The following is a 12,893-nucleotide window of genomic DNA, read 5'->3' as shown; positions in this document are numbered from 1 at the left end:
ATTTACTTAAATCATTATAATATTTATAGGGAGGTGAGGTAATGCCAATCTATGAATACCGATGCAGACAATGTGATAATAAATTTGAAAGACTTGTAAAAACTATAGAGGATAGTGTACAAGAATGTCCTAAATGCCAAAGCACCGATGTAAAAAAAGAATTTTCTACATTCGGAATAGGTGGTTGTCCTAATACTGGTGCTAAAGGACATAGTAAAGAATCATCTTGCAGTGAAAACGTAGGTGGAAGCTGCTGTTCATGTTGTGGACAATAAGACTATGAAAAAATATGTGTATATACATTGATTCTAGTCTGTAAATAATATATACTATAGATATTCAAGTAAAACAGTTACTTTATACACATCAAAAATCCTTAAAAACTCTGGATATTTTGATATGTATAAGTTAAGTTTTACTAGTGAAAATCTATATAAGAATTTAAGTAAAGACTTTAATTTATACATGTCCAAAATGCCCAGAAGCATTGCATATTTGCACATGTATAAATTAAGTTTTACTATGTAAATCCTATATAATTGAAAACAATAATTATCAAGAAGATAATTACGAGGTGTTTTATGCTGGAGTTTGTTCTTAACTAAATTAATCAAATTTAATATTTGCATCAAAAGAAGCTTTTAAAAACCTAGGTTTATAGGTCTATTTGTGGTGCTTTTCTTTTGGTGGATTGGACATACAGTTTTAGACCTATTTTAAGGGTGAAAATTTGTGTCCATATAATAGAAATCCTGATAAGTCATTTACATTTTTGTTTAGCAGCTTAGTAGAGCTAGCTATTGAAGAAATCAAAATGTTGATTTATTAGGAAGTTCTATATAGTTAAGAACATAGGCATATATAAATTGAAATGATCATAAATGCCGTGGCTTAATACCACGGTATCTTTATGTCTAATTTTGGTATAAGTGTATAATCAATATTGTCGTATTAAGCTTTAATATACCATTTTAATGTTATATATGGATATTTTTACAGAAAATAATTTTGATGATAAGGATTATATTTCAATTATTATGATTGATATTTCTAAAAGACTGTAAACAAGCCTAATGTTTGTTTGCGGTCTTTTTTATTTAAACAATTATCTTTATTTATCGTTTTATAACTTTGTTTTAGATGTATATTTTATGTTTACAACAGAAATTTAGAAAGGGGTGATTAAATGTTACTGGTTTACAGACATAAAAATATTTTTAAAGTTATTATATTAAATCATGGAGGGATTAAAATTGAATAAGACAACTATAAAAATGTTAGAATATGACAAAATTAAAGAAATGTTGACAAAATATGCTTTATCAGAATCTGGAAGAGAATTAATTAAGAAACTAGAGCCTTCAATAAACATAGATATTATTAAAAATTGGCTTATGGAAACTACAGAGGCTAAAAATTTATTAGAAAGTAATTTTAGAGTGCCACTCCATAGCTTAAGTGGAATTGATAGGATAATGGAAAGATTGAATATTGATTATATACTAAATCCTGAAGAACTGATAATACTAGCAGATTTTATAAAGAACTCAAGGAGAATGAAAAGCTTTATGAAATCCAAAACATCCATTTCTCCAAATATATCTACCTATGCACTATCTATTTATGACCTCGAAGACGTCAGTGAAGAAATAGATACATGTATCAGAAATGGGAGAGTAGATGATAAGGCATCACCACAATTAAGCAAGATTAGAAAGCGAATAGGAATATTAGAGGATAGAATTAAGAATAAATTCCAAAATATACTAAATTCTCCTGCTTATAAAAAGTATATACAAGATAATCTTATAGGCTTTAAGGAAGGGAAATACGCAATACCTGTAAAGAGAGAGTATAGAAAAAATATAAATGGAAAAGTCGTTGATACATCTTCTTCTGGGTCCACTATTTTCATTGAACCCGCTGCTGTAGGGAAAATACAGGAGGAATTAGAGATATTAAGAATCGAGGAACAAAAGGAAGAATATAAAATACTATCTTATTTAACAGATTTAATAAAGGGGTATAACAGAGAACTAACAATTAATATTGAAACCATGGCTTATTATGATTTCATATTTGCAAAGGCAAAGTTTAGCAGAGCCATAGAAGGAAATACAGTTAAGCTAAACATGAAAAAATATATAAATATCAAGGGTGCAAAGCATCCTCTCATTGGTAAAGATGCTGTACCTCTGGATTTTATTATAGGGGATAAATTTAGAAGTTTAGTAATTACGGGACCAAATACTGGAGGAAAGACAGTAGCTTTAAAAACGGTAGGTCTATTGACAATGATGGTTCAATCGGGTATGCATGTTCCGATTCAAAATACTGGAGAATTTGCAGTATTTAATGACATTTTGGTTGATATTGGTGATGGTCAGAGTATAGAGCAAAACTTGAGTACATTTTCTTCCCATATCAGTAATATAGTAGGTATATTAGAGTGTGCAGATAAGGACTCCTTAGTTATTCTAGATGAACTTGGGGCAGGAACTGATCCTACCGAGGGTATGGGGCTAGCAACTTCTATTCTTGAAGAAATTCATAAAAAGGGTGCTACTATATTAGCTACTACCCATTATAGTGAAATAAAGGAGTTTGCAAGCAAAAGTGAGGGTTTTAAAAATGGATGTATGGAATTTGATTTAAAGACATTAAAGCCTTTATATAAATTGAAAATAGGTAAATCTGGAGAGAGCAATGGATTTAATATAGCCCTTAGACTAGGTATGGATAAAAGGATTATAGAAAGAGCCCATGAAATATCACATAAGGAAATTAAGGATTATGGGCAGATGTATAATAAACTGAAAGAGTTAAATGAGGTTAAAAATACCGAAATAACGGAATATCATGAAAAACAAGTTAATAAAGTCAAGAAATATCAAATAGACAAGAAAAAAATAAAGAAACAGAAGGTTGATAAAAAATTTAATATTGGTGATAGAGTATATATTAGTAGTTTAGACACCTATGGGATTGTCTATAAATTAGAGGATAGTAAAGGTGAAGTAGGGGTTATGGTGAAGAAGAAGAAAATAAAGATAAATAAAAAGAGATTGACTTTGCATATAGAGGCAGAGAAGCTGTATCCAGATTTAGATAATTATGATCTAGATATCGTTTTAGAAACAAAGGAAAAAAGAAAGAAAAAGAAGCTCATAAATAGGAAATATGTAAAAGGACTTAGTATAGAGGTAGAGAATTAACAAGGAAGCTGGGATATATGGAACCATTATCTAAATATACAAATTTATTCTTGTGTTGTCCTAAATTAAGCTATAAAATCTAAGTAGTAGTGAAAATTCTGACAAGGGGTAGGATTAGTTATGAGAAATATAAAGCTTATAATTCAATATGATGGGTCTAGGTACAAAGGATGGCAAAGACTTGGGGATAGTGAGATGACCATACAAGGGAAGATAGAAAATGTTTTAAGTAAAATGACAGGAGAAGATATTGAGATCATTGGTTCAGGAAGGACCGACGCAGGTGTTCATGCTTTAAAACAGGTGGCTAATTTTAAAACAAACTGCAAAATGACAACTAATGAAATCTTAGATTATTGTTATAGATATTTACCCGATGATATAGTTGTTAAAGTGGTAGAGAACATCTGTGAAAAATTTCATGCAAGATATAATGTAAGGAGTAAGAGATATTTATATAGAATATTGAATCGTAAATACCATGATCCATTTATGAGGAAATATATAACCCATATTCCAGAAGCCTTAAATTTGATTAATATGAAAAGGGCTGCATCCCATTTTATTGGAGAACATGACTTTACTAGCTTTACAACAGCTAAGTCCAAGAAAAAATCTAGAGTAAGAAAAATATTTGATATCGATATAAATAAGGATGATTCTATTATAGAAATAATATTTGAAGGAAGTGGATTTTTACACAACATGGTAAGAATTATGACAGGAACACTAATAGAAGTGGGACTAGGAAGAATAAAACCAGAAAAAATACCTGAGATATTAAATGCGAAAGACAGGAGCATTGCAGGACCAACTGCTCCTCCTCAAGGATTATTTTTATACGATGTAGAATATTAGAATGTTTCTAAGTAAAATTAACCTGTTATACTAGTTATTATCATGGGAGTTTTAATATTTCCTTTGAAATATTAAAATGTCTAAGCTATCTTATTAAGAAGAACCATAAGAATGTCTCTAATTTCAACCTTAACCTCAACCTAATCAAGCGTCATGAGACGCTTGATTCTTACTGTCTTGTCTTATCACGGGTATGCAAAAACTTAGGCCTTTTTTTGGATAAAGTTATATCACTTATAAAGAAATTTATTATATCCCTAAAATTAAAGGGTGATAGCGGGGCAACATAGGATACCCCAAAGCTTTCAATAGAGCATAAATTAATTGTTATAAGAATAAACCCTATGGTAAAACCCAATATTCCAAAGACTCCAGATAGCAATATCATAATGTACTTTAGCACTCTAATTGGATTAATCATAAAATAATCTCCTGCTGCAAAGGAAGTCATAATAGACAATGATACTATTATAACCATAAGAGAACTTACGAGCCCAGCTGCAGCTGCTGCTTGACCAATAACAATTGCTCCCACAATACTGATGGCAGGACCAATTTGTTGGGGAAGTCTAATGCTGGCTTCCCTTAAAACCTCTGCTACGAATTCCATTATCAAAGCTTCTAAAAGTGCATTAAAGGGAACTGTTGCCCTGCCAGTTGCCATTGCTAAAATATATTTAGGAGGCAAAATATCTGGATGGAATGCAACTACAGCAACATATAAAGAAGAAAGTGTTATTGATATTAAAATAGATAATATTCTTAAGGTTTTAGAAAAAACCGATATATATATACTATCATAATGATCGTCACTGGCGTCTAAAAACTCTATGAAGGTTTTAGGTACAGTTAATACTAAGCTGATTCCTTCTACCATGATACAAATCTTACCATCTATTATATTTGTACAAGCTGTATCTGATCTTTCTACAATACCGCACTGTGGAAACAGGTCAAAGGCATTATTTAAAATAAATTTTTGAATATATCCTGACTCAAATACACCATCGATGGCTATAGAGCTGAGCCTTTTTTTTACGTCATTAATGATTTTTGGGTTGACAATATCCTTTATATATACAACAGCTACATTGGTTTTCGAGCGTTTACCTATAATAAATTTATCGATTCTCAGATTGGGATCCTTTATTCTATAGCGGATTAATGATAAGTTGTTGTCTAGATTTTCATTGAAGGAGTCTTTTGCACCCCTTAAGGTACTTTCAACCTGTGGGGGCATTGTCTTTCTTTTTTCTATCTTTAGAGTATCTGCTACTATATATTTATTATCATTCGAAAGTACTATAATGGATTTACCCTCTAAAATATATTCAATAATCTTATTTTCAGAATCATCAATAAGAATATTATCTATATAAACAACAGAACTTGCCAATTTATCTACTGAAATATTGTTACAGTCTTTGTTTAACAATATGGGCTTGATTATGTCGGTGGACAGCTTGTCTCTATCAGTAAGTTGTTGGATATATAGAATATATATTTCAATGTTATTAAAGGATAATTTTCTTATAGATATATCTAAACCATTTTCTTTTAACTCATCTATTTTATTTATGAATATATTAGTTTTATTCATTATATACACCCTTTAATATTTCTTTTTTGCAGTGGTATCAGATAAAGTTGTATTTACGATTTTAGTTTTAACATCCACGTTTATTTCAGCATTTGGAAATGCTTCTTTCCAATCTATTTGTTCATAAATTTTAGGATGCTGACCCTTAAAGATTTTAGCAAATCTAAATATATCACATTTAAAATCTTTTTGCGATTTTTCAATAATGGAAATAACACTGTTTCTTACCCTTTTTGATATTATAGCCTCGTATTTTTTAATGTCTTGGTCACTTAATAAGTCCATATAATGTTGATACTGCAGCTCCGATGTTAAATTTAAATCTATATTAATAATAACCTTTTCATCTATATAATCAGTTTTTACCTTTCTTTTTTTAATCTTTGTTCTAAAAGAAAGAAAATTACCTTCATGGTTGGTGCTAGGGATTGTTTCTACTAAAGAAGGATTTTTAGATAGTAGATACAATAATCCAGATGTATCTTTGACTTTAAGAATATCTACCATCTTGGAATCCTTCATTACAACCATTCCCAAGTATTTGATGGAGTTATTTTCTATACCTATATATGGCAGAAGATAGCCTATTTTACCAAAGGAAATATCAGAAAGCAATTCACCAACTTTTGGATATAAGGCTTGACCATTTTCTTCTAAATGTGTTAATATATCTTCTATCAAAAATCCTACAGAAAGTTCCTTTTCTACCTTTTTTTCAAATAATTCCTTAGGTCTTTCACGACTTACAGCAGTTAATAGGGTCTTTCTGTAATCATATAGAGAATCTATTCTATGCAGATATGCTTCTATCCCTTGTTTTGCATAGTTTTCACCAAAAACAACAACACGTGTTGCCCCTAAAAAAACTGGAAAAGGATTTATGGTATTATAATTTATCCTAGCTTCTTCAAAGGTTTTGCCATAAGATAGTAAATTATATACACCAGAAGCTTGATTTTGTTCCTTTGGAACATCGGTAGGAGATATTATTTTAGCTATCTCACCAGAAAACTCTATATTACCATCAATAGAATCTACACCTATAGATACAGTAATACACATCATATTAATATCTGTATAGTCCCAACAGCCTGTTAACAATAAAGCTGATATAAGTAATGATATCAATAATTTACTTGTTCTTTGTATCATATCTTTTCACCTTCGTTGCTACAAATAGTATTACAGGTATTATACCTGAGACTATTATGCCTAAATATGATATATAATCCATGAGTTTTTCTATTTGATTAATGGTATTTGGAATCTGGGCTATTATAAAAGAGGTAATAACAACAACAAATGTAATCTTTTTATGAGAAGTATTTTTAAATAGTTTACTAGTAAGGAAAACCGATCCATATGCACTTAAAATAAAGGTGCAAAATAGAGTCATAATCCATATTGGAAGAAAAATACCGTCTAACCTTCTTAAAAACTGAAGATGGGGAATCTCGATTCTTCTTATTGTAGCAAGTAAAGAATCTTTATAATATATGATTCCATCAACTCCCATAACAGAAATACAAGATTCAGCCACAAGTATATATAAAATACCTATAAATACTACCATCAAGATATTATATCCAAATATTTTTTTGCTATTTTCTTTCTTGTCCAAGGGGATTACAGCAAGTATTTCTATACCTATAAATGGAAATATTATTGTGGAAGTTGCCTTTATATATGATTTTATATCTTCTAACACAAAAAAAGGCTTTAAGTTAATAATATCTCCTTGAGTGAATATTGCTAGCTGGATAGTCAAGAGAAATATAATTATTATCAAACCGTATATTTCGCAAATTCTTGCAATAACTCTAATACCCTTTGATACAGCATAATATACAGCTACAAGAAATAATAAGCACATGGCACATACTGGTGTTTTCAATAGTATAGTAAGCCTGATAACTTCACTAGCCATTCTTATTATCATAGTGAAGAACATAAAGAAATATATGATATATATAATCATAAATATATTTGTAAAAAATTTTCCTAACAATAACTGACTATATTCATATATTGTTTTATTTTTATGAACATATCCGAGATATGTAATTATGTATGTAAATATAGCAGTTATAAGGGTTGCAATTAATAAAGCAAACCATCCTCCAGTACCTCCATTTTCTGCTACATTTTTTGCCATGGGCATAATACCATAGCCAACTATTATTCCAAAGAGAATAAAGGCAATTTGCCTATCAGTAAGACTATTATTCATGTATTACTATTCACCACCTATAAATCTAGTATCTTCATTTAATGCTAAATAATACATAAAAAATTTTAAAAAGAAGACCCTAAAATTTAAAATATATTCGTAATCTATACCAGAAATAGATAAGGAGGATTAAAATGAAAAGGATATTATCGTTAACATTAGTATTAACATTAGTTGCAACATCAGGATTTTCAGTAGCATTTGCAGATCCTTGGAAAAAAGATGGGGGGAAAAAATTACCCCCTGGATTAGCTAAAAAAGTTTTTTTTCCATCAGGAAATGCTAAAAGGTTTAGGGATATTGATGATTGTGATTGGGCGGAGGATGCCATAGAAAAAATGGTGGAAAAGGGAGTTGTAAAGGGTATTGGAGATGGATTATTTGCTCCAAGAAATGCAGTAACTAAATTAGAAGCAGTAGTCATGGCTTTGAGAGTCATGGGAGAAGAAGATATTGCGGTAGATTATAAGGAAAAAATCCAAAAAGGAAAGAAGAAACTTAAGCTAAAAGATCGTCTGCAAGAATGGGCATATGGCTATGTTGCACTGGCAGAAGAAAAAGGAATATTGGATGAAGCTGATATTCTATACTTTAGATTAAATGAACCAGCTAAACGTCATGAGGTGGCAAAGTATATCATAAGGGTATTAGGTTATGAAGATGAAGCACAGGATCATATGGATTCAGACCTTGATTTTAGGGATGCAGCATTTATACCACAAGGTTCAGTAGGGTATATATATATTGCAGATAAAGAAGGAATTATAACAGGATATGAAGATGAAACATTCAGACCATTAAATACAGTAACTAGAGCAGAAATGGCTGTAATGATAGCTAGGCTAGATGATAAGATTGATGAGGACGTTGATCAAGATGAGTTTGAAATATATAGAGGAGAAGTAGAAGACATAGATGATGATTATGAATGGATTGAAATAAGCATAGGAAGCAAAGATAAACGATTTGAGATAAATGATGAAACAGAAGTGGTATTTGAAGATGATTTAGAAGGAAATATAGATGACATAGAGAAAGGGGATGAAGTTAAAGTAAGAATAAATGAAGATGATGAGGCAGAATATATAAAAGTTGATAGAGAATTAGATTATGATATATATGAAGGACTTTTGATTGAAGTAGATGATGAAGAAATATCTATCCTTTCATCTAAAGAAATTATTTCATTTGAAGTAGACTCAGATATAAAGGTAGAATTTAAAGATGAAGAAGGAAAGTTAGAAGATTTAATGGTTGGAGACGAGGTCGAGTTAAAGATAAATGAAGATGATGAAGTTGAAAGAATTGAAGTAGACAGAAATTATGATGCCATAGGTATAACTGGTAAATTAATTGATATTTATGAAGATGAAAATCAAATATCAATTAAAGAGGAAGATAAAGTAAGAATATATGATTTTAAAGCTTCCCTTGAAGTATATGTAAATGATGAAGAAGCAGAACTGTGGGACTTAGAAAAGGATGATAATGTATTGCTTATTTTAGATGATGGCAAAGTAAGTGAGATAAGGGTATATAAGATAGTTTTAGTAAACTAATATATGATAATTTAGGGGGCACTGGAAAAATCCAGTGCTTTTTTTACGTGGAACAAATCAATTATAATATATTTGAAGACCTTAAAATCTTTATATATTACGTATATCTATGTTGTAAAAGGTGGTGAGAGTTTGGGTCCATTTTTGGAACTATTTAAAAGAAAGAAAGTATCTATAGCTATAGAAGATAGACTGAGAAAGATTAAGGATGGAGACAATGGAGAAAGGGAAAATTTTATCAAGGAATATACCCCTTTTATAGTTAAGAGTATTACGAAAGTAACAAATAGATATATTGAGATAGAAAATGACGATGAATTCAGTATTGGACTTGAAGCCTTCAATGAGGCTTTAGATAAATATGAATTTTCTAAGGGCAGCTTTATAAGATATGCAGAAACAGTTATTAGAAACAGAATAATAGATTTTCATAGAAAAACAAGGAAATCTAATAATATTATATCTATAGACAATTTGAATCTGATGGAAATTGGCATTGAAGATAAATCAAAAAGCAGTAATTTTGCCCAAATATACGATATAAAGGAACAGATATTGAGATTAAAGGATACACTGAAGACCTTTAATATTACTTTGGAGGAGCTAGTAGAAGAATCACCAAAACATATGGATACTAGATTAAATTCAATATACATAGCAAAGAGTATTGTGGAAAATGAAGATATTAAGAAAGAATTATATAGGAAAAAAATGCTGCCTGCTAAAAAGATTATTGATACTATAGGAGTAAGTAAAAAGGTTTTAAAGGGAAATAGAAAATTTATTATAGCAACGGCTTTAATAATAGATAGTGAATTAGACCTATTGATAGATTATATCTCCGAAGTAGAAGGGAGGCAAAAACGTGGTATATCAGGGCTTAGTAATAGAAGTTAAAAAGAACTATATAATAGTTCTTACAGATGATACTAATTATATAAAGCTAAAGAAAAAAGGAAATATTGATATTGGGAAAAAAATAATGTTCATAGATGAGGATATTGTAAAGGGAAGCAATAAACTATCTAAGCCTTTAATTGGGCTTGCAGCTATTATTATTCTAGCAATAATCACTATTATAGGAAATTTAGGAATCGATTTTATGGGGAATTTTCAAGCATATGCTGTAGTCAGTTTAGATATAAATCCAAGTTTAGAATTTGAGATAGACAAAAAATATATTGTGAAGAGAGTAAATTATATGAATAAGGATGGAAAAGAACTTATAAATGATGATATGATTGGTATGAAGATTGAAGATGTAGTTATAGCAAGTATTAAAGCAGCTTTAGACAAGGATTATTTAAACGGTCAAAATAATGCGGTGCTTATTTCCGATGTAGTAATGGATGATAATCCACAACATTCGGCCTTAATTGAAGATAAGATATTCAAAAAGATATCAGAAGATAAGGAGCTTAATGAAATAGAGATTATATATATTGAGGCCGATGAGGAAGATTTAGAAAAAGCAAAAGAAAATAAAGTATCTGTGGGTAAATATAAAGCTTATAAGATTATTTCAGATAATAAGGCAAATATTAAGATTCATGATGTAAAGGTTAGTGATATAGCTAAAGAAAAAAATGAACTAATCAAGAGGAAAAAAAATATACATGAAGAAGAAATCAATAAAGAAAAAGATTCTATAAAAAATAATAATGGCAAATCTGACCAAAAGCATAGAGAAAAGAAAAGCTTGAATAAGAATAATGAAAAAGTTAAAAAGATACTAAAAGAAAATGATATGAAAGAAAAACCTAATAAAAACAGCAAAGTTAATAAAAGTAATAAAATTAATAATATAAAATACAACAATAAAAAAGACATAAAAGATAAGAAGGATAAGATTATTATAAATAATAATGAAAATCATAACAGAAATAAACCTCAAAACTATATTGAAAAAGATGATGAAGATAATAATCATAAAAAAAATAATGATAAAAAATCAAAGCCCCAAAATAATAAACAAGATAAAGAAAAAAATAAGAACAAAAAAGAAGATAAAGGAAAATAATTAAGAAGTCAGGTAATCAATATGGATATTGATTACCTGACTTTTATATAAATAGAATCGGAAGTAGCTATAACAACAAGGGTCTTCATTGTAGGGAGCTACTGGATTCTATTTCAGCAGACAAAGAAAAAATAGGTTCTTTATACTAAGAGTATATGAAGTATTAAGGGATATGTTCCAAATAAAAAATTATTGAAATTTATATTGAACTACAATGCTGATTATCCATAAGAATCTATGGGTTTTGAATATTTGTTACTCGTTTGCTAATAATGATATAATAAATTAAAGAAATCTTATAAAGGATGATTGATATGAAGAGGATAGATGAAAGAGATACTATGTTTGCAAGGATGAGTTACCATCAAGGGTCTAGGGAATATGAAGATTACTATAAAAGAAATCCGAATAAAAAAGAGATAGATGATGAGCTTAAGGCTTTACCCAATATATGTGGAGAAGGAACAGCAACCTTTCATCCCCTTCACTCTCCAATTGCAGATGCAGGATTTAGGTTTTTATCAGATATAAAAAAATATGTAGAGGGAGAGGTTAATGATAATAAGGTAAAGGTAGAGGCCGACGAAATAACAAGGAAAATAAAAAAGCTTTCAATATATTTTGGAGCAAAACTAACAGGAATAGCAAGAATGAAAGATTATTTTTACTATAGTCATAGAGGACGAAATTGTGAAACCTATGGAGAAGAAATTAATCAATTCCATAGGTATGGAATAGTTTTTGCTGTGGAAATGGATAAGGATATGATAAATAGAGCCCCACAATGCGAAGAAGTTATAGCTGTTACAAAGGGCTATATCGATGCAGCAATAATAGGTATGTGGATTAGCTACTATATCAGGGAATTGGGATATGAAGCAAGAAATCATATGGATGGTAACTATTTAGTTGTTGCACCTCTCGTAGCTCAAGATGCTGGACTAGGAGAGATAGGAAGGAACGGTTTACTGATTACTAAGGAATATGGACAAAGAGTGAGACTTGGAGTAGTTACTACGGATATGCCTTTAATTCCAGATGAAAGACAGGATTTTGGAATCAAAGAGTTTTGTAAAGTATGTAATAAATGCTCTAAAACTTGCCCAGGTAAAGCTATACCCTCTGAAGATATGGAAGATATAGATGGCGTTAGGAGATGGAAAATCAATCAAGAAAAATGTTATGGAATGTGGAGAAGAATAGGAACCGACTGTGGCATATGCTTATCGACATGTCCCTTTAGTCAAGGGGTAGCTATGGATTTGATAAATAAGATGAAGGATTCTAAATATACTATGGACAAGATTTTGAAAGAATATGAGGAAAGATATGGGATAAGACCATATATTAGAGAACCTTTAGATTTATTAAAATAAACTATTATACAATTTTCTATAGAGTAGGTTTTAAT

At 29.8% G+C, this 12,893-nt stretch carries 10 protein-coding genes; 7 read left to right on the top strand and 3 right to left on the bottom strand.

Annotated elements, in window-relative coordinates:
* Positions 1-41 precede the first annotated feature (41 nt).
* From BUB36_RS04450 to truA, 3 genes are all read left to right on the top strand, one after another.
* Positions 42-275, top strand: coding sequence for an FmdB family zinc ribbon protein (locus BUB36_RS04450; protein ID WP_073147435.1), 234 nt, complete (start codon positions 42-44; stop codon positions 273-275).
* Positions 276-1,253: 978 nt separating this feature from the next.
* Positions 1,254-3,215 (top strand): endonuclease MutS2, encoded by a 1,962-nt coding sequence (locus BUB36_RS04445; protein WP_073147433.1) that lies wholly within the window; start codon positions 1,254-1,256, stop codon positions 3,213-3,215.
* Positions 3,216-3,335: 120 nt separating this feature from the next.
* Positions 3,336-4,073, top strand: coding sequence for a tRNA pseudouridine(38-40) synthase TruA (gene truA / locus BUB36_RS04440; protein WP_073147431.1), 738 nt, complete (start codon positions 3,336-3,338; stop codon positions 4,071-4,073).
* A gap of 169 nt (positions 4,074-4,242) precedes the next feature.
* Here the strand turns inward: truA and BUB36_RS04435 are convergent, their stop codons facing one another.
* Genes BUB36_RS04435 through BUB36_RS04425 form a run of 3 tightly spaced genes read right to left on the bottom strand, consistent with a single transcriptional unit; the run spans position 4,243 to position 7,903 of the window.
* Complete coding sequence (locus BUB36_RS04435; RefSeq protein WP_073147428.1) at positions 4,243-5,673, bottom strand: spore germination protein; 1,431 nt, start codon at positions 5,671-5,673, stop codon at positions 4,243-4,245.
* Positions 5,674-5,685: 12 nt separating this feature from the next.
* The gene (locus BUB36_RS04430; RefSeq protein ID WP_073147426.1) at positions 5,686-6,825 is read right to left on the bottom strand and encodes a Ger(x)C family spore germination protein; all 1,140 of its coding nucleotides are present in this window, start codon (positions 6,823-6,825) and stop codon (positions 5,686-5,688) included.
* The gene (locus BUB36_RS04425; RefSeq protein ID WP_073147424.1) at positions 6,806-7,903 is read right to left on the bottom strand and encodes a GerAB/ArcD/ProY family transporter; all 1,098 of its coding nucleotides are present in this window, start codon (positions 7,901-7,903) and stop codon (positions 6,806-6,808) included. Before BUB36_RS04425 ends, BUB36_RS04430 begins: the two co-directional genes overlap by 20 nt.
* Before the next feature lie 134 nt (positions 7,904-8,037).
* On the opposite strand from BUB36_RS04425, the gene BUB36_RS04420 reads away from it, so the two are divergent.
* The 4 genes from BUB36_RS04420 (at position 8,038) to BUB36_RS04400 (ending at position 12,858) form a co-directional block, all read left to right on the top strand.
* Positions 8,038-9,462, top strand: a complete 1,425-nt coding sequence (locus BUB36_RS04420; protein ID WP_073147422.1) for an S-layer homology domain-containing protein — start codon at positions 8,038-8,040, stop codon at positions 9,460-9,462.
* Positions 9,463-9,594: 132 nt separating this feature from the next.
* The gene (gene sigI, locus BUB36_RS04415) at positions 9,595-10,359 is read left to right on the top strand and encodes an RNA polymerase sigma-I factor (RefSeq protein ID WP_165613026.1); all 765 of its coding nucleotides are present in this window, start codon (positions 9,595-9,597) and stop codon (positions 10,357-10,359) included.
* The gene (locus tag BUB36_RS19055) at positions 10,328-11,482 is read left to right on the top strand and encodes an anti-sigma factor domain-containing protein (RefSeq protein WP_084111692.1); all 1,155 of its coding nucleotides are present in this window, start codon (positions 10,328-10,330) and stop codon (positions 11,480-11,482) included. The genes sigI and BUB36_RS19055 overlap by 32 nt, the downstream gene beginning before the upstream one ends.
* 314 nt (positions 11,483-11,796) lie before the next feature.
* Positions 11,797-12,858: a 4Fe-4S dicluster domain-containing protein gene (locus BUB36_RS04400; RefSeq protein ID WP_073147420.1), complete on the top strand. Its 1,062-nt coding sequence runs from the start codon at positions 11,797-11,799 to the stop codon at positions 12,856-12,858.
* The last annotated feature ends 35 nt before the right edge of the window (positions 12,859-12,893 follow it).

Origin of the sequence: Paramaledivibacter caminithermalis DSM 15212 (assembly GCF_900142245.1) — a bacterium.
GTDB classification, from domain to species: Bacteria; Bacillota; Clostridia; order Peptostreptococcales; family Caminicellaceae; genus Paramaledivibacter; species Paramaledivibacter caminithermalis.
The sequence above is the reverse complement of the archived record's forward strand: the minus strand, read 5'-3'. Positions and strand labels throughout refer to the sequence as shown.

What these genes read in the sequence shown, in the direction of transcription:
- truA (WP_073147431.1), top strand. Translation starts at nt 3,336, where the DNA reads ATGAGAAATATAAAGCTTATAATTCAATATGATGGGTCTAGGTACAAA.
- BUB36_RS04425 (WP_073147424.1), bottom strand. Translation starts at nt 7,903, where the DNA reads ATGAATAATAGTCTTACTGATAGGCAAATTGCCTTTATTCTCTTTGGA.
- BUB36_RS04400 (WP_073147420.1), top strand. Translation starts at nt 11,797, where the DNA reads ATGAAGAGGATAGATGAAAGAGATACTATGTTTGCAAGGATGAGTTAC.
- BUB36_RS04430 (WP_073147426.1), bottom strand. Translation starts at nt 6,825, where the DNA reads ATGATACAAAGAACAAGTAAATTATTGATATCATTACTTATATCAGCT.
- BUB36_RS04450 (WP_073147435.1), top strand. Translation starts at nt 42, where the DNA reads ATGCCAATCTATGAATACCGATGCAGACAATGTGATAATAAATTTGAA.
- BUB36_RS04435 (WP_073147428.1), bottom strand. Translation starts at nt 5,673, where the DNA reads ATGAATAAAACTAATATATTCATAAATAAAATAGATGAGTTAAAAGAA.
- BUB36_RS04420 (WP_073147422.1), top strand. Translation starts at nt 8,038, where the DNA reads ATGAAAAGGATATTATCGTTAACATTAGTATTAACATTAGTTGCAACA.